This window comes from Mariniflexile fucanivorans (genome assembly GCF_004341235.1).
GTDB lineage: Bacteria > Bacteroidota > Bacteroidia > Flavobacteriales > Flavobacteriaceae > Mariniflexile > Mariniflexile fucanivorans.
Window position 1 is genome coordinate 51,196 of record NZ_SLUP01000002.1, and the last position, 17,633, is coordinate 68,828.

Sequence of the window (17,633 nt, forward strand, 5' to 3'; positions counted from 1 at the left end):
AAACAGCCTATTCTAAAGACTTTAGAAGAGGCTGTTTTATATATATCGATATTTAACATACATCTTTTTAATATAATTGATTTAGTTTTGTTTTAAACCCTTAGTTGGGGGCTTTCTTTCCTGAGTTTTCTGTCATTCCTGCGCAGGCAGGAATCTACTTGTTACTAAAATTACTATAAGATATCCTAACTTATAGGCGTTCACATATTTTATATTAATCCCTAAAATAGGTTAATAATTTATGCTTAGCACCAAGTTTTAGACTGAAAAAAAATCTATTATGACACTTTAAACTCAGTACCACAATAGATTATTAAATAAATTGCCTGTAAAACTTACATCAAATTTTACAGGCAAAAATTATTTTCTCTAATTCAATTTTTCAACATCAATATAGAACGCATTACAAGGTGTTCCATCTTTCATATCAAAATAGGCTATTAATTTTGTTTCTCCTTCTGCAACTTCCATTTCTAGTACTGTAGCTCCAAGATTATTATCTACGCTGGCTTCAACTTGCTTATCCCCTATTTTTAAATAGGCTTTTGAAAACTTCATAGATTTTCCATCAACAATAGCTTCTGTATGTGAGGTTTCTGGTTTTCCGTCGTTTATTTCTGCACCAAGAGCCAAACCACTTTCTGCAGGCCATCGTCTTAAATGAAACTTATATTTTCCTGCCTTTACAAAGTTTACTGTAAATGGCGCTGGTTCCATTGGTTTTCCAGCACGAATCAACTGTTGGTTCCATGGTGGATAAAAATCTATTGTTCTCGCATCATGACAAGTAAGCACATCCATATCGGTTACTCCTAAATCTATTACAGAAAACTTAGTTTCTTTTATTACATCTTCCCACCAACTTTCATAAAAAGCATTCATTTCGGCTACTTTTTCTGGGTGCGCATCGGCAACGTTGTTTTGTTGCCCAGGATCATCATTAATATTATAAAGTTCAGTACCATTTATTAAACGCCAATTGTCATCCATTACACTACTATTCTTCCCTTTAATCGGCCAAGGAACGCGTTGTGTATCTGTAACCAAATAGCGTTTTGGAGCCTCTTCTTTCCCTAAGAGATACCCACTTACATCGGTCCCATCCATTGTTTTTGTTGGTGTGAATTTTTGACCAACCAATTTTGTTAGTGTTGGTAACATATCTACATGTGCCACCAAACTGCTTAATGATTTACCTCCTGTTAATCCACCATCTGGCCATCTAATAATGAAAGGTACCCTATGACCTCCATCATATTCGCTGCTTTTTGTACCTCGCATATTGGCGTTATAACCAAATACTTGGCCAGTTTTTTCATCTACACTATACCCTTTTGCTGTACCATTATCTGTAGTAAAAACAATAATCGTATTATCAGCAATACCTAAGATTTCTAATTTCTTTAACAACTTTGAAAAATTATCATCAATATTGGTAATCATACCATAAAAACGCTTTTGTCCTTCGGTAATAGCCGTTTCATCTTTATACATGTTATAATATTCCTCAGGCACATTATAAGGTCCATGTGGTGCATTTAAACTCAAATAACAGAAGAACGGTTCATCTTTTTTATCTTCAATAAAACGCATAGCTTCATCAAACCAAACATCTGTACAATAGCCTTCTTTTTTCTCAGGCACACCATTTCTGTGGTAAGAATCGTCGAAATAATCATTATTCCAATAGTCTGGCGTTTGCCCGACACCACCACCTCCGTGGTAAAAGGCTTCATCAAAACCTCTTTCATGTGGTTTAAACGGACTATTATCCCCTAAGTGCCATTTACCAAACATGCCTGTTTTATAGCCACCTTCATGCAGAACGTCTGCCATGGTTACTTCTTCACGATTTAACATAGACGCTCCCATAATGGTATGCCATACACCATTTCTGTTACAGTTTCTTCCAGTAAGTAATCCAGCTCTTGTTGGGGCACAAGTAGTACCAACATGATAATTTGTTAGACTTACAGCCTCTGTCGCAAATTTATCAATAGTAGGTGTTTTAATTATTGGATTACCTGTATGCCCTAAATCTCCATAACCTTGGTCATCGGTTATTACAAATATAATATTGGGTTTGATGTCTTTACTTTCTGTTTTTTCCTGTTTTTCTTTACAAGAAAAAAGGACGATTGGTATGGCTAAAAACAAGAAATAAGAGATTGAGCTATTACTCTTGAAAATGCCTTTTCCAAGGAAATTAAAAAAATGTGTTCGCTTCATAATTAGTATTTATTTGATTTGATTTTAAATTCTACTTTAATATGGTTTTTATATATTAATAAACCTAACAGGATTAAATTTTATTTTATATCACGCATCCAATTTAATTGAGGCCAAGTTTCTGGTTTATCATTTTTTTGCTTAGCCCCTATTGTACTTCTTCCATTTTTAACAATAAGTGAAAGTTCTTTTCTGTATAGCTCTAATAATTGAGGTTGACTCCCTTCTAAGTTATTTTTTTCAGCAATATCATTTTTTAAATTATAGAGTTGAAACTTTGGCAATCCCTTAGCTTCATCCGTATTAATCTTAGGAAAACTCCAACCACCAGAATCGGAGCAAAAGACAGCCTTATAGTCTCCTTTGCGGTAAGCAAAAGAACCATTTATAGAGTGATGAACGATGCTTTCTCTAACAGTTGCATTTGATTTCACTTTCAATGCTGGTAAAAAGCTGAAACTATCTTCTGCCATGGTGGCTCCGTTTTTGATGTCTAAAGCATCTGTAACCGAAGCAAAAAAATCAGTAGTACAAACCAGTTGATCTGACTTATCTTGTTTCACTTTTGATGGCCAACGAACAATGAAAGGCACGCGATGTCCGCCTTCAAAAATATCAGCTTTAGTTCCTCTATAAACATAACTAGGATTATGCCCTTTTGTAGCCAATTGTTTAAAATTTGCTTGAGGCGAACAACCATTATCGCTAGTAAAAACTACTATGGTATTATCTGCAATCCCTTGTTTTTCAAGTGCTTTCATAATCTCACCTACACTCCAATCAACCATCAATACAAAATCGCCATAAGGGTTATCTAAACCACTTTTTCCTTTAAACTCTGCCGTTGGTAAAATAGGTGTATGTGGTGCCGATAATGGCATATACAAAAAGAATGGTTTGTCCCCATTTGCATTTTCAGCAATGTATTCCACTGACTTAGAGGTGATTTGCCCCAATATTTCCTCATGAACAAAATCATCCGAAGTAGGACCATTTCTCCACATTCCTTGCCCTGTGTTGCTTGTAAACTTGGTCGGCACCATGGTAGGCTGATCATTCTCCACCCAAACATAAGGAGCCATGTCTAAAGAACCACAGAATCCAAACCAGTAATCAAAACCCAAGGTTGTTGGTCCATTCTTTATTTTCTTGGTATAGTCAATCTTATCCTCGCCCGCTTCAATATTGGCCCAATCCCAACCTAAATGCCATTTACCAATTGCAGCTGTTTTATATCCATTTGCTTGCAATACTTTTCCAATAGTCGTCCTGTCCTGCGGAATTAACGCTTCACTATACCCTTGAATAACCCCTTTTTTCAATGTTGACCGCCAGTTGTAACGCCCTGTTAATATACCATATCGGGTTGGAGTACACACTGCACTACTAGTATGAGCATCTGTAAAAGACGCCCCTTGCGAAGCCAGCTTATCGATATGCGCTGTTTTTATTTTAGAATTTTCATTTAAACTGGATACATCGCCATAGCCTAAATCATCGGCTAAAATAAAAATGATATTAGGCGCTTTATTGTCCTTTTGCCCAAAAGAAAAGGTGCTAAATAGCACTAGCACTATATAAAAAAAGTGGTTTTTATTTAAAAAATTCATCGTTATTAGTTTGTTATTTTATTAGAAAGTAAACTTTATTTTATGTTTTCAAATTGAATGAGTACTATTTTTTTCTTTCTGCAGAGAAACAACTTGCTGGAGGATTCTTTGGTAACGTTAATTCCCATGCATCCAATTTTGCTAGCATCGCTTTTACTTTAGCCGGATTTTCTATAGCTTGATTTGTTTGTTCTGCCCAATCCGTTTTAGTATTGTAAAGTTCTTCTCGGTTATCTTTTTTATTAATCAGTAGCTTCCAGTCGCCCTCTTGAATAGCAAGACTTGGCCAAAAATCGGTGTTTTTACTAGCAAAATTCCACTGCCAGTAAATAGTGGATTTTCTTGTAAAAGGTTTTCCTTTGATGGCTGTACTAATGCTTTCCCCATCGGATACATAATCATTAGGCAACTTCCCTCCTGCCAATTCGATAAAAGTAGGCAGTAAATCCACTGCTGCTAATGGAGTTGACTTATCAACTTTTCCATTTGGAGTTACACCAGGCCAACGTACTATAAATGGAACTCGAATACCACCTGCAAATAAGGAACGTTTTCTGCCTTTTAAATCTTTTGCTTCTCCAACTGAATAATAGGTTCCATAACCTGGACCTGTAGAATTATCATTTAAAGTTTTGTGTTGGTCATCCCCAGTGATTTCAGGACCATTATCCGAAGAAAAAATAACCAATGTATTCTCATCTAAACCTAAGGCTTTTAATTTTGCAAATAACAAACCTATGTTATAATCTGCTTCAGCAATGATTGAAGCATAAACCTTTTGCTGTTCATTCAAATGAGAAAATTGCTTCAAAAACTTCTCTTTTGGATAATGTGGGGTATGCGGTTCATGAAGCCATACATTAATAAAAAAAGGATTTCTTTTGTTTTTTTCTATAAAATTGATTGTTCGCGTTATCGTAGAATCAGTGCTCATTTGAGGAAGCCAACTTGATAAATTAAAGGCATCAAATTCATCATAACCATATGCTGTTGGCGGAGGAGCATCAGGAACATCTGTATTTGATAAATGCCATTTACCATAATGTGCCGTTTTGTACCCTGCTTCTTTTAGCAAACGAGGTAACATGACTTCTTTCGGATTTAGCCAATCAGGCATATTTCTTTTAATGTGTGATTCCACCGTAGCAAAATGTCCGTGCACAGAATGGCGTGCTGGAAATTGTCCAGTCATCACCGCTACTCTACTTGGAGAACAAACGGGATTGTTTACTGAGAAATTCTGAAAATCCATTCCCTCGCTTGCCATTTTATCCAGATTGGGAGTGGTACAAAAGGTACTACCGTGAACACCTAAATCTTCGTATCCCCAATCATCGGCATAGATAAAAATTATATTCGGTTTAGGAGTGACTTTAGTTATATTTTCTGTGACTTTACCTTTACAAGCGGTTAGTAGTACACAAAACAATAAAATAGCAAGTTCTTTTTTAATCATCATTTTTTGTCTTATTGTAATTTTAAAAAATTTAGTTTTTCCAAGTTATTTTTGCCTCTTTCTTCTCTGTGTCTAACCAAACAGAAGCATGTTCAAATTCACGTGTAAATTCCCATCCCTTTGGAGTCGTTCTTTTGTATGCCTCTTTTGGTGCTCCGAGCGGTTTGAGTAGCTCAGGATAATCTACCAAAGGTCCTGTCGACAATTTCCAACCCCAACCATATTGAAAATAGCTGTATGGCTGTGCACCAATTAAAAAACAAGCTTGGTAATACTCTAAACGTTCTTTTGACAAAAGTTCCAATTCTTTTTCACTTGGTTTGTGCTTCCCTCCAACAGTTGCTTCAACGCCTTGAGCATTATCCCACTCAGCCTCAACACCTATTCGGAATATGGACATTTTTCCCGCTTTTGCATTATTAAGCATTTCAGCCCATTCTTTTAAAAGACTCTCTTTGCTTAATTTTTTTGCATTGTAATGTTCAAACATAGCAGCATCTATCGCAGGAAAAACATCTGTTACACTTGATGCATTATTTCCTATTAAAATTTTGTCTGGACCTATTTTTGCTTTCAAATTCGTCATCATCTCCCCCATTGCTTTCTCTACTTCGACCTTCTTCTCATTACGTAACCAAACAAACCCATGCATTTGATCAATAAAAACGCCATCGGCTCCTGAAAATTCAACACCTTTTGCAACGGTATTTACCCACCACTCACGGAACTCCGGATTCAGCACATCAAATTGAAAGATGTTATTACGGTGTTCTAATTCTTCACTATTTGGTTTCTTAATCAAGAATTTTTTAAGTTCTGGATGCTGGTATATATTCTTTTTTGTAAAGTTTTCATTGTAGGACGTAAATGGCCATGCGTATGCTGAATTAAAGTAAAACAAGGCTTTTATTTCAGGGTTTACTGCTTTGAAAGCCGCTATTTCTTGTTTAGCACCGATTTCTGCATATTTTAATGTCTTTTGAGCATGATTTTTTTCAATGCAGATGAAAGTTGTTTTTTCAGCTATGGTTGCCACTTCTTTAGAACTAAGCAATCGAGTTCCATCACCAAACATAAAATATTGAGGTGTTACCTCCCAACTAAATTTAGGATAAAATTCCTTGCTTTGAAAAGTGTTTCCATCACTTAAAACACAACTATTTTGCGCCATTAAAGAAGAACAAAATAAAGTTACAAGAAATAGGTAATTTAACATTCTAACAGATTTATTCATGATTTGATATAGTTTGATATACTGATAATTATTTTTATGGATTCCATCCTTTTATTCTAACAAAAAATCCTGCCGAAGGATCTTCATCATGACAAGCAAGAAAAAGACATTCAGGTTCCCCATTTTTCCATAAAATATGGGGACGTTCTGTACGAGCTAATTTGGTACCAAAGTATTCTTGATTTGTTTTGTATCCAATTTCAGGTCGTTCCCAATTTAAACCATTATTCGATTTATAAATGAGCCCCGGTCTCCAACCCCCTGGTTTGTTTAAGCTGTCTGCAACGGTTTTATTCTCTAACATATTTTTAATCCCTTTACGATCTTCGACAATTATGTAATAGGAATCTTTATATAGGAAAGCATAACAGTCTTCAATATCCAAACCTTTTTCGGCATAACTGATGAGCGGGTTTTTATCATAATTGCGATAAGGTCCTTCAATTTTATCACTAATAGCCATCGAAATCTCTCGGTGTCTTTCATTACCATAAGCATCGGTTATTGATTTATAATAAATCCTGAATTTCCCATCTTTGTCTTGTAAAAAAGTAGGATTTGAAGCGTGAATAATTGTCGCCCCGTCTCCTTGTTTTCCTGAAGCTTTAAGTACTGGATTATTAGGACTTTCGATCCAAGGTCCATTTAATGTTTTGGTAGTTGCAATGCCAATTTCCTGATTAATAGTTTCCGTTTTACTATTTTTCCATAAATACACTAAAACATAGATATCGCCAACTTTAGAAATTTGTGGATTGTGATAGGTATGGGTTTTACTCGTAAATGTGGTATCGACAAAGGTATAAGGCCCTTCGGGAGAATTGGCGGTATAATGCACAATACTACTGTTTCGTACCCAACTTCCTTTATTAGGAATTGAGGACATGAACACATGTAACTTCCCCTTTACGTCATAAATAGGTGCCATTCCCCAATGCCAAACTCCTTCCGGTGCATCTAAAATGTATTTACCTGACACCTGAGATTTAACAAAAGACGATTCTTTAATTGAAACATTTTTGCAAGAAAAAATCAGAAGAGTGATTATCCCTAAAACCGCAAATTGAATTTTATATTTCATTGTCTTTTATTTAAAAAGTAAATATCATATAAAACCTCTTCATAGATTTGCTCTATTCCTCCATTATGTTGCTGAAAAAGTGTATATCGTCCGAAACCATGCATACAAAGTACCTTATATCTCCTTTTCAGTTTTTTATACACTTTAAACTTCCTTAAAAAGAAAATATAATACTCCTATAGCATCATCCTTTATCAATTCCCAATCTCCTTTTTTATAGCACGCATACTTGATTTTGTTCCTCCGAATAAACGCAATACATCACGTCTTTAACTTCCTTTTTTACTTCTTTTGTTTATTTTTGAGTGTTCAGTAAAATAAAGTCAACAATAGGTTTTGGATCTTTAAACGAATGGGGATGATGCCCTACATCTGGTTTATGAATAATTGTTAAATCCCAATCCATTGAAATCAATCTTTTTTGTAGTAAAGCTGTGTTTTCCGCAAAAGGAACTACGGTATCAACATCTCCAACTACGCATAAAATAGTCACTTGGTGACTAGCTAGGTTTTCCATGTGATTGATAGGATTCCCGTTGTAGAGTAATGCTACCTCCTCAGAAAAACCATACGCCTTTAAACAACTCGCCCATGCCCCTGCAGATCCCTCACCCTTTCCTTTTCCTGCAGGCCAACTTTTAAAATCGCAAACAGGAGCGTCAGCGTAGATACAGGCTACTTTTTCAGCATTACGATTACCCCAATTAAAAATAATAAGACCGCCTCGACTCATTCCTTCCAATACCACTTTTGAGTTTAACTTGTATTTATTGGTAACATATTCATAAAAACCATCCCAAATTTTCATAGCCCGCTCATTACCAAACAACCCTCCTACTTCAATATAAACCAAATGAAAACCTTGTTCCAAAAGCGCTAAATCTGTTTGTGGTTCATGTCCCCAAAAACGTGCACGCCAAATCCAATGCTTATTCGCATTGGCTTTTTTTGGAAAAACAATTTTAAATTTCACTCCATTCAAGGTAGAATCTATCATCTTGAAACCTTTCCATAATGAAGCTTCTTTATTAGACAACGCATTTTGATCCAAAATAGGTTTCTTATAAAAACTCAAAGCTCCTATATTATTTTCGGCACCGTTTAACCATGGGCCATTGTAAATTGTAGTTGTACCTGTATAAAATTTATTAGGCAAATAAGTAACATCTTTAAAATCAGATTCTTTGTTAAGAGTCAGAATTACATTCTTATCCTTCACTTCGATCCTATTAATAATACCAAGTGCTGTACTGCTATCGTCTTTAAAATCAAAAAAGAATTGGTCTTTTAGAAAACATTCTTTTCCCTTAACTTCTTTTTTATCTTCTAGAACAACAGCTTGATCAAATTCTAAAACGATTTTGGTTTTATCTAAATATTGTGCTTTAACCAGTTTTGGTGGACTGATCATTCCTTTAGGAGTTTGGTTATAGAAATCCCTTGAAACCAAAGGAAAAATACGTCGTGCAAATTCAAGATAGCCTTCATACGAAAAATGACAACCATCGTGCCCAGGTACTCCTAGGGTCGACATAATATCAATCATATCATATTTTTCAGTAATATGGGTTTGAAGATCACGCATCTCACCACCAAAACTTTCAGGCGATTGACCACAACCGGGATGCAATTGAAACAAATAAATTTTTTCTAATCCTGTATATACTCTTTTCCAATCTTTTAGCAGGTTGTCAAAATTTGATTCATACGCTTGAACACTTTCTTTTGTATTCGAATTGGATTCACCCTGATGCCAAAAAACAGCTTTAATTTTATCTTTTAGACCTGCTTGATTTACACGATAAGCCAATCGACCAAAGCTAGTTTCAAGAGAGGATTGTTCTGGATATAGCATATTTTCTTCAATTGATGAAGAACCGCTACCACCATTGATGATACATACGGGCACTTTGTATTTTTCAACAATTAACCTCATGAGTTCCATTCCCCAAACACCTACTCCATATGGATTTTTAGTAAACCAACCGCCAATATCCTTTTTCAAATCAGGACAATTACCAGAAGCTAAACCCCAGCGTACTTCTTGATCTTCATTATTATAAAGTTCAAAACCTGTTTTTACACCAAAACTTCTGCAATAGGGATTACTATAGGTTGATAAGGGACTACTAGCATGGGAATTGGATTGGCCTGTAATTATGTAAGCATCACCGCAAACAATGTTATCTGCGACAAAATAAAGATTGTCTTTATTATTTTTTCTGACATAAAACTCAAACCTATACTTGTGTAAACCTGAATTGATTTTTGTCGAAATTGAAAATTTCTTATTCTCCAGACTCCCCATTTCTTTAACAAAGAGCTCATCATCTTTAAATACTTTTAATGAGTATTCTTCAAAATCTGGCTCACCTTTTATATTCCCTGAGATAAAAACCAAAGCACTATCCGATGCATCACGGGCATATAATCGATAATCTTCTGGAGCTTCAGTAAAATTTATTTTTTGAGCAAACAAATTGCTTATTGCAAATAAAAAAACGTAGATACATAAACATGCTTTAAAATTTTTCATATTGATTTTTGTAATATTCATCAACTTTTTGATAATTAAAAATACTATTTTAGGTTCACCTTGGTATCCATTTCATTTCCTTTTTTAAGATTCAATGAATGATAAAAATCACCATATTTTGAATAACTGATATTATTGTACGCATTAAATCATATGTTACCTATTTCAAAAGGAAATTTTTAATCAAACACGGTATCTCTCTGCGAAATGAGATATTTCTATTATTTTTTTATCCAAACTCCATTGTACAGAAGTCTTAACTCCTTCGCGACAAAAATAAAATCCTAAATGCATTTTTGATTGCAGATTTCATTAACTACACCCTAATTGAATATTTTAATAATTTTTTAAAATTAAAAAAACATTCCTAGGGGTATTTTCTCTATTCTATCAACTATTTACTCTTATCCATCATTATTGCCTTAATTATTTCATTTTTACAAACTATGCTAAATTTGAGAATTAAACTATCATATTTGACCAAATGATTACTAAACTTATAACAAAAAAATGGACAATTAATAGCGAGATTTAAGCATCTACTTTTTTGTTATATATTTGACTGTAGCCAAATTCATTAAAATGAGCTGTGTCATTTTAACTAAAATAATGCTAAATAATATTAATTTGAAAAAAAGATATTTAGTGGTTTTAAAACACCATAATTAAAACTAAACGTTGACCTATTATATTAAACTAATTGAGGTCAAATGACATAAGTAAAGTTAAATAAATGTTAAAAAGGGGCTAATTCGGTGTCAGTAAATTTTTAGGGGCGTTTTAAGCTCTGTAAATGCTATAAAAATCAGATTTTGGATAGTTCCTCTTTCTCCGTAATTTCAACTGACAATCAGTTATTTATGATTTTTACACCCAGTATTACACCCAAATCTATTAGATTTGGGTGTTTTTTTTATTGTAAGTTTTATATGATTAAGCCTAACTCCAAAGCTATATCTCTATATAATTTTGAAAAAGGTCTTTTATGTAGTTCTGTTAATGAAGTATAATTACCAATTAAAACTCTGTCTATTTCAGCATCTGAGAATGACAAGCCTTTGAAATCCTTTAAATACTTTCTGTATTTATCATTGTAATTTACTTTAGACTTAACAATTAATTCTAAAACGTGGTCATTATGCAATTGATATAGTTGGTCAAGTTTAAAAACATCTACATTACCATTTACTTTTTTTGAGAATTTTATCTCAACACTACTCTTGCCATCAAGAGGTGACAGATAATCTAATTTTGTTAAATTAAAAGTAAATTTATAAGCATCATTTTTAATCAAATAAGGCGACCCATTTTTATTGAAAAGGGATCATTCTCTCCTTTGACTCCTAAACCATTGCAAGATTGACAACTTGGAATTAAATTATAAAAACTAACACCAAAATAAGGATATAAGCTTTTTGGATAATAATGGTCTAACTCTGGTTTTATCATCGCAGTTTTAGACAAACTATAAATTTCTATTACAATAAGGACAAGTGTCTACTTTTAAATTGGCTATAAAAGCGTGATTATCTATAGCGCCATAACCATCAGAGACAAAAATTTTATATAACAAACGATTTAAGTTATCATTATTCGAATGTATGTTTGGAAAACGAATCAACATAAAACGTCTTAATATCTCTAATTCTTTTGGACTTGCAGTTATTAAGCGTTTTAAATTAGTTCTCCGCTTTAGAGAATTTAAAAATATACGTTCATTACCTACTTCTGTATATTTACTCCCTTTATGCCTACAACCATTTTTCAAAACATACGTGATACTTTTTTCTAATCTTTCGACTACAAATTCAAAATGAGCATTTACAATAGCTAACGATAAAGTGTTAAGTGGAATCATTTTAAATATCTAAATCTCTTAAGTGCTTCTGTAATTTTTCTCGTTGTACAGCTTTATCGTCTTGGTGTTTATCATAATACATAGCTAATAATTTAGTTCTTAAAAAATCTTCAGACCGAAGGGTTAAAACACATCTCACAACAAATCTATCAGCATCAGAATTAGAATACTACTATGGCAATCGCGTGAGAAGCAGATTAAGAGAATCCTTCAATCTAATAGCCTTTAATAATAATTCAAAAGACAAACGAAGGTAAATTTTACCCATGTTTATTAAACGAGCGTAAATAATCCAATAATTTACTCGTGTTTACATCATTGCGAGGAGTGCGAGACGTGGCAATCTCATCAGTTTAAACTGATATTTTAATTATTTAAAAGATCATGTAAAAAAAATAAAAAACACAAAATGTTGCATATTATCCACAATTATAATATTTTTTGGGGAAAATAATCAACAAAATGAAATCAAAGAAAAACATAATCTTCCCGAAACATCAGGAAATTATGGAACGTTTGGGAGAAAATATTAAGCTAGCTAGAAAAAGGCGAAAGTTAACAACAACTCAAGTTTCTGAGAGAGCAGATATAGACAGAACAACCTTATATCAAATAGAAAAAGGCAGTTCTAAAGTATCAATAGGTGCCTATTTCAATGTATTAAGAGTATTAGGATTGCAAGACGATTTCTTAAAACTAGCAGCCGATGATGAATTTGGAAGAAAATTACAAGATTTAGAATTATTATAAAAACACCCGTCATTGCGAGCAAATGCGAAGCAATCTCACGAAAAAACCTAATATGCCAACCATTTGATATTAAGAGGAGGACTGCCAGTGGCAGTCAGGTATAATTTAAAGTTAATAAATAAAGTAATCTAAAAATGTCCAAGAAACTAGACATATACGTATTCGCCCATTGGAAACCAATGCAAGAACCTCAATTAATAGGCACCCTTTCAGCTCTAAACGCGAAAGGAAAAAAGGCCTTTAGTTTTGAGTATTACAAAAACTGGATCAAATCTAAAAACCAAATGCTATTAGATCCAGATATTCAGTTTTATGGTGGTCCACAATATCCAAATAACAAAGAAAATTTTGGTGTCTTTTTAGACAGTATGCCAGATACTTGGGGACGTACACTTATGAAAAGAAGAGCCTCACAAGAAGCTGCTACAACTGGAGAAAAAGCAAAAACGCTATATGAAATCGACTACTTGTTGGGTGTATATGACGAAAGCCGTATGGGAGCATTAAGATTTAAAACAGACTTAAATGGTCCATTTTTAGATAATAACAATCTGACTCCAACACCACCTTGGTCATCAATACGAGAACTTCAAGATGCCGCTCAAAACTTTGAAAATGATACCGACAGCGATGACGCAAGACAATGGTTAGCGATTTTAATGGCACCTGGTTCCTCTTTAGGGGGTGCAAGACCGAAAGCCAACATTCTAGATAACGATAAAAATTTGTGGATTGCTAAATTTCCAGCAAAAAACGATACTACAGATAAAGCTGCCTGGGAATATCTAGCATATCAATTGGCAATAAAAGCAGGTATATACATGTCCGAATGTAAAATCCAAAAGGTTATCGGAAACTACAATACGTTTTTTACAAAACGTTTCGATAGAGAAAATGGCGAAAGAATTCATTTTGCATCATCTATTACCATAACAGGTAATAACGAAGATACCATCAGAGATCATCAAGCAAGTTATTTGGAATTAGCAGAGTTTATCCAAAACCATGGTAGTAATATCGAAAGTAATCTTGAGCAACTTTGGCGCCGTATTGTTTTTAATATTGCCATTTCAAATACCGATGATCATTTACGCAATCATGGGTTTATAATTAATGAAGACGGCTGGGAACTCTCCCCTGCTTACGACCTCAACCCGTCTATAGATAAAGATGTCTTAGCTTTAAACATAGACATGGATAACAATGCGTTAGATTATGATTTAGCAAAAAGTATAGGCATGTATTTTCGCTTAGACGAAAACAAAATGAATCGTATTTTAGATGAAGTTATAGCAGCTGTAACACCTTGGAAAGAAATCGCAACAAAAATTGGTATTCCTAATAAAGAAATAGAATTGATGCAAAAAGCGTTTAATGTATAGTCCTTATATTCGTGAAGTTATGGGAGAAGAATTTTCGGCTAAATATTTTAGAACCCAGTCAGAAACAATGATTGCTTCGATTGCTTTAGCTGAATTAGGTGTGGTTAATAAGGAAGACCAAAAATTACTTGACGAGAACATTAAAGCGGCAATATCTTGAAGGAGGTACTATTCAATATTTTGAAAAGAGGTTAATAAACTTTTAAATAACACTAAAAGTCTTTCAAAGGAAGAAGTGGGCTTGCTATGTTTGCTACGGAACTGTTTTGGTTAATAAACCTATCTCAAAAACCAATATCATTTGGCTTCCAATTTAAATATATGAAAAATGAAAATTTTAAAAAAGTTTTCTTTAACTATTTCTTATTAAGTTAGTTTTTAAATAATTTCAATGGTCTTGATAAGGATATAAATAATTTTATATGAGTCAATCTATTGTAAACGAATCAATTAAATTTAATAATCGAATCTTAAAATTTAAATTAAGTAGAAATCAATAAAGAAAAAGTAATTTATTAGAGCAAGTGTGAAAGATAAATATTAGACTTTTTTACCTGTTTGTATATTCCATAACAATGGAATTTGAAAATAAAAAAATGGAAAAAATAAGGAAATTATTAATCATCATTTTGTATTCAATAGCAGTGTTGGTTGTTGTAAGCTCAATTTTATCGGTTTTCCGTAATACGGAATCTCGCTATTTAAAAATGTTAGATTTTCCTAGAATTCAGTTTTTTTTAGTAACCCTAGTTTGTTTAATAATTGTATTTTTTGTATTTAAATTCCGATATTGGTATAATTATTTAATAATTTTCGCCTTACTTCTCGGTTTAGTAATAAATGGAAGATACCTTATTAACTACACACCATTTGTAGCAACAACGGTTCCTTCGCAAAATTTTTTGAATCCAAATGACGAATTGATAAGTATTTTAATTGTTAATGTAAAAATGTCTAATCGAAATATGCAACCGCTACTGGAGCAAATTGACATAAAAAAACCCGACCTCCTGTTAGCTATGGAAATTGATACATGGTTGGATAGGCAATTACATAGCATTGAAATGTTATATCCTTATTCAAAAGAAATAATAAATGAAGTCGCTTATGGAATGGTTTTATATAGTAAATTTCCTTTGGACAAGTTAAAGGTTGATTACGTAAATAATAAAAATGTGCCTTTAATTGAAAGTATGTTAACACTTTTAAATGGCAAAAAAGTAGACCTATATTGCGTTCATCCCGTCCCACCAGCCCATTTTAAGAATTTGCCCGACAATGAAGGCCAGCATGAAATTGCTATGAAAAAATTGGGAAAACAAATTGAAAGCAAGAATTCACCAACTATAGTTATGGGGGACTTAAATGATGTGGTTTGGTCCAATGTTGATGAATTAACTAACACAAAAAATTTACTTTTTGATATAAGGACAGGAAGAGGTTTTTATAATTCTTATAACGCTGAAAACTTTTTAATGCGCTGGCCACTAGATCATGTGTATGTTACTAAAGAATTTCGTTTAAAAAAAATTGAGCGCTTGGATTATATAGGGTCTGATCATTTTCCAATTTATGTGGAATTAGTGTTATAAAAAAGTGAGAAATCATCTCGAATAAGAAATATCAATTATTATAACATAACAGTTATATCTAACCCAAATATCATTATTTCCAGATTTTTAAAATGGTCTAAAATTAAAAGTAGTTCAAATATATTGAAGATTATAACATCTAAACAGTACCAAAACTATTTGAAAATTTTAAAGTTCCTATCTTAGGAATTCTTCATAATTGTATCATTATGGAAAAAGCTTTAGACAATCTTAATACTACCGCACGTTAATCAATTATTTATTTATTCCTAATGGTTATCATTAACCCCTAGCGTATTTACATCACTTAATAATTGTGGCTCAATTGACTTATCATGGCTATTGTGGATTACAGATATATCTCCCGTACTTTCAAAAATTACGGCTTTTACTTCATCAAAATTGTGAACATTCGCTTCTCTTAGCTTTGCAATAAGATCATCATGTCCCACATTACATCGTTTTAATCTATCGTTCAAAATTTTTCCATTCCACATTATTATGCGAGGCTTATTGGTAAAGAGCTGCTTAAAGAATTCGTTTTTTCTCACCAAAAACGAAAAAAGTGTTTGAAATCCAATGATAGTGAATAATGTTACAGCTCCTTTAAAAAGGGAATAATCAGAATTTAAAATTATCGATGCTAAAACTGAACCAATAGCTATTGTTGATGCAAAATCAAAACTAGACATTTTTGCAAAAGTTCTTAAACCAAAAATTCGAGTAATTATAATTATTATTGAAAAGATTCCAAAAACTGATGCAATGAGTATTAAAATTTCCTTTAGTGCCATAACCTGTATTTTTACACATAAACTTATTCAACAATTAAATTAACCTTTAATGATATCTGCACATAAAATAAAATTATGCATACCAGTTAAATTTATTAATTGAGATTAATGGGGCAGCTTTTTTTTAAGTATTCCATAAATAAAAGTGCCTAATAAAGCCCCAACAATTACAATAAATATGGAATAATAACCTGCTCCTGCTAGTACATACATAGGCCCTGGACATACACCAGCAAGCCCCCAACCTAAGCCAAAAATAATACCACCTAAAATATAGCGTATCACTGTTTTCTTTTTAGGTTTTAACTTCATTTTATTACCGTCGATTGGTTTAATGTTGTTTCTTTTAATTACTTGAACTCCTAAAATTCCGATAACGACAGCAGAACCCATGAGACCATACATATGAAATGAACCAAAATGGAACATTTCATAAATGCGAAACCATGAGGCTGCTTCAGATTTATACATTATAATACCAAAAAAAACACCAATTATTAAATACGTTGTATATTTCATTTTTAAGTAAAAATTAAAGGATATATAAAATGAACCATTATTATGCCACCAATAAAAAATCCTATTACTGCAATAAAAGACGGTAACTGTAAATTACTCAACCCGGAAACGCCGTGCCCTGAAGTACATCCACCTCCATATCTTGCTCCAAATCCAACCAATATGCCTCCAATTAATAGCACAGCAACATTAAATGGATCGCTTAACGCACTAGTCGAAAAAATTTCTGGTGGCATGTAACTTTCTCCAGCACTCTTAATTTTAAAGTCCTCTGCAAGTTGTTGGGCTATTAACGGATTTATTTCCACACTACTGTTACCCATATAGTGCGAGGCAATAAAGCCACCAATAATGGCACCTAATACAACCATCAAATTCCAACGTTTCGATTTCCATTTGTAATCAAAATAACCAGTTACACTATCTGCACCCATGGCGGCACAAACGGTGCGCAAATTTGAAGACATTCCAAATTTTTTACCTGCAAATAATAGTAAAAACATGACAATAGCGATCAAAGGACCTCCAACATACCAAGGCCAAGGTTCATAAATTATTTTCATGATAGCGTTCTTTATTAATTAAATTATTT

At 33.1% G+C, this 17,633-nt stretch carries 15 protein-coding genes and 1 pseudogene; 5 read left to right on the forward strand and 11 right to left on the reverse strand.

Going from position 1 to position 17,633, the window contains the following annotated elements:
• Nucleotides 1-369 precede the first annotated feature (369 nt).
• The 8 genes from EV196_RS03710 to EV196_RS03745 all read right to left on the reverse strand — a co-directional run bounded on the left by EV196_RS03710 (nucleotide 370) and on the right by EV196_RS03745 (nucleotide 12,004).
• Complete coding sequence (locus EV196_RS03710) at nucleotides 370-2,229, reverse strand: arylsulfatase (protein WP_132215057.1); 1,860 nt, start codon at nucleotides 2,227-2,229, stop codon at nucleotides 370-372.
• An 80-nt stretch (nucleotides 2,230-2,309) separates the two neighbouring features.
• Complete coding sequence (locus tag EV196_RS03715) at nucleotides 2,310-3,839, reverse strand: sulfatase family protein (protein WP_132215059.1); 1,530 nt, start codon at nucleotides 3,837-3,839, stop codon at nucleotides 2,310-2,312.
• Nucleotides 3,840-3,903: 64 nt separating this feature from the next.
• Nucleotides 3,904-5,298 carry a sulfatase-like hydrolase/transferase gene (locus tag EV196_RS03720; protein WP_132215061.1) on the reverse strand — a complete coding sequence of 465 codons (1,395 nt, stop codon included), beginning with the start codon at nucleotides 5,296-5,298 and terminating at the stop codon, nucleotides 3,904-3,906.
• Nucleotides 5,299-5,326: 28 nt separating this feature from the next.
• Nucleotides 5,327-6,529, reverse strand: a complete 1,203-nt coding sequence (locus EV196_RS03725) for a putative glycoside hydrolase (protein WP_132215063.1) — start codon at nucleotides 6,527-6,529, stop codon at nucleotides 5,327-5,329.
• Nucleotides 6,530-6,563: 34 nt separating this feature from the next.
• Nucleotides 6,564-7,610, reverse strand: a complete 1,047-nt coding sequence (locus tag EV196_RS03730) for a glycoside hydrolase family protein (protein WP_132215065.1) — start codon at nucleotides 7,608-7,610, stop codon at nucleotides 6,564-6,566.
• A 295-nt stretch (nucleotides 7,611-7,905) separates the two neighbouring features.
• The gene (locus EV196_RS03735) at nucleotides 7,906-10,146 is read right to left on the reverse strand and encodes a sialate O-acetylesterase (protein ID WP_165876094.1); all 2,241 of its coding nucleotides are present in this window, start codon (nucleotides 10,144-10,146) and stop codon (nucleotides 7,906-7,908) included.
• Between the two features lie 925 nt (nucleotides 10,147-11,071).
• Nucleotides 11,072-11,440 (reverse strand): hypothetical protein, encoded by a 369-nt coding sequence (locus EV196_RS03740; protein ID WP_132215069.1) that lies wholly within the window; start codon nucleotides 11,438-11,440, stop codon nucleotides 11,072-11,074.
• 171 nt (nucleotides 11,441-11,611) lie between these two features.
• Entirely contained in the window at nucleotides 11,612-12,004 is a 393-nt protein-coding gene (locus EV196_RS03745; RefSeq protein ID WP_132215071.1) for a hypothetical protein, read from the reverse strand.
• A gap of 110 nt (nucleotides 12,005-12,114) precedes the next feature.
• Between EV196_RS03745 and EV196_RS20105 the strand changes: the two are divergent.
• The 5 genes and pseudogenes from EV196_RS20105 to EV196_RS03765 form a co-directional block, all read left to right on the forward strand.
• Nucleotides 12,115-12,261, forward strand: a pseudogene (locus EV196_RS20105) (ATPase); the annotation flags it as partial.
• Between the two features lie 250 nt (nucleotides 12,262-12,511).
• Nucleotides 12,512-12,754: a helix-turn-helix domain-containing protein gene (locus EV196_RS03755; protein WP_243652170.1), complete on the forward strand. Its 243-nt coding sequence runs from the start codon at nucleotides 12,512-12,514 to the stop codon at nucleotides 12,752-12,754.
• Nucleotides 12,755-12,888: 134 nt separating this feature from the next.
• A complete protein-coding gene (locus tag EV196_RS03760; RefSeq protein WP_132215075.1) occupies nucleotides 12,889-14,136 on the forward strand; it encodes a type II toxin-antitoxin system HipA family toxin in 1,248 nt (415 codons plus the stop codon).
• On the forward strand, nucleotides 14,129-14,296 hold the full coding sequence (locus EV196_RS19840) for a hypothetical protein (RefSeq protein ID WP_165876095.1): 168 nt from the start codon (nucleotides 14,129-14,131) through the stop codon (nucleotides 14,294-14,296). The genes EV196_RS03760 and EV196_RS19840 overlap by 8 nt, the downstream gene beginning before the upstream one ends.
• 436 nt (nucleotides 14,297-14,732) lie before the next feature.
• The gene (locus tag EV196_RS03765) at nucleotides 14,733-15,728 is read left to right on the forward strand and encodes an endonuclease/exonuclease/phosphatase family protein (RefSeq protein WP_132215077.1); all 996 of its coding nucleotides are present in this window, start codon (nucleotides 14,733-14,735) and stop codon (nucleotides 15,726-15,728) included.
• Between the two features lie 269 nt (nucleotides 15,729-15,997).
• On the opposite strand, the gene EV196_RS03770 is transcribed toward EV196_RS03765, so the two are convergent.
• From EV196_RS03770 to EV196_RS03780, 3 genes are all read right to left on the reverse strand, one after another.
• The gene (locus EV196_RS03770; protein ID WP_132215079.1) at nucleotides 15,998-16,522 is read right to left on the reverse strand and encodes a DUF421 domain-containing protein; all 525 of its coding nucleotides are present in this window, start codon (nucleotides 16,520-16,522) and stop codon (nucleotides 15,998-16,000) included.
• A gap of 105 nt (nucleotides 16,523-16,627) precedes the next feature.
• A complete protein-coding gene (locus EV196_RS03775) occupies nucleotides 16,628-17,041 on the reverse strand; it encodes a DUF6691 family protein (RefSeq protein WP_132215081.1) in 414 nt (137 codons plus the stop codon).
• Nucleotides 17,042-17,043: 2 nt separating this feature from the next.
• Entirely contained in the window at nucleotides 17,044-17,604 is a 561-nt protein-coding gene (locus tag EV196_RS03780; protein ID WP_132215083.1) for a YeeE/YedE family protein, read from the reverse strand.
• Between the last annotated feature and the right edge of the window lie 29 nt (nucleotides 17,605-17,633).

Bases quoted from the DNA above. Each gene is read 5' to 3' on its own strand.
- EV196_RS03770 (WP_132215079.1), bottom strand. From the start codon at position 16,522: ATGGCACTAAAGGAAATTTTAATACTCATTGCATCAGTTTTTGGAATC.
- EV196_RS03735 (WP_165876094.1), bottom strand. From the start codon at position 10,146: ATGAAAAATTTTAAAGCATGTTTATGTATCTACGTTTTTTTATTTGCA.
- EV196_RS03745 (WP_132215071.1), bottom strand. From the start codon at position 12,004: ATGATTCCACTTAACACTTTATCGTTAGCTATTGTAAATGCTCATTTT.
- EV196_RS03710 (WP_132215057.1), bottom strand. From the start codon at position 2,229: ATGAAGCGAACACATTTTTTTAATTTCCTTGGAAAAGGCATTTTCAAG.
- EV196_RS03715 (WP_132215059.1), bottom strand. From the start codon at position 3,839: ATGAATTTTTTAAATAAAAACCACTTTTTTTATATAGTGCTAGTGCTA.
- EV196_RS03725 (WP_132215063.1), bottom strand. From the start codon at position 6,529: ATGAATAAATCTGTTAGAATGTTAAATTACCTATTTCTTGTAACTTTA.
- EV196_RS03760 (WP_132215075.1), top strand. From the start codon at position 12,889: ATGTCCAAGAAACTAGACATATACGTATTCGCCCATTGGAAACCAATG.
- EV196_RS03730 (WP_132215065.1), bottom strand. From the start codon at position 7,610: ATGAAATATAAAATTCAATTTGCGGTTTTAGGGATAATCACTCTTCTG.
- EV196_RS03775 (WP_132215081.1), bottom strand. From the start codon at position 17,041: ATGAAATATACAACGTATTTAATAATTGGTGTTTTTTTTGGTATTATA.
- EV196_RS03720 (WP_132215061.1), bottom strand. From the start codon at position 5,298: ATGATGATTAAAAAAGAACTTGCTATTTTATTGTTTTGTGTACTACTA.
- EV196_RS19840 (WP_165876095.1), top strand. From the start codon at position 14,129: ATGTATAGTCCTTATATTCGTGAAGTTATGGGAGAAGAATTTTCGGCT.
- EV196_RS03755 (WP_243652170.1), top strand. From the start codon at position 12,512: ATGGAACGTTTGGGAGAAAATATTAAGCTAGCTAGAAAAAGGCGAAAG.
- EV196_RS03780 (WP_132215083.1), bottom strand. From the start codon at position 17,604: ATGAAAATAATTTATGAACCTTGGCCTTGGTATGTTGGAGGTCCTTTG.
- EV196_RS03765 (WP_132215077.1), top strand. From the start codon at position 14,733: ATGGAAAAAATAAGGAAATTATTAATCATCATTTTGTATTCAATAGCA.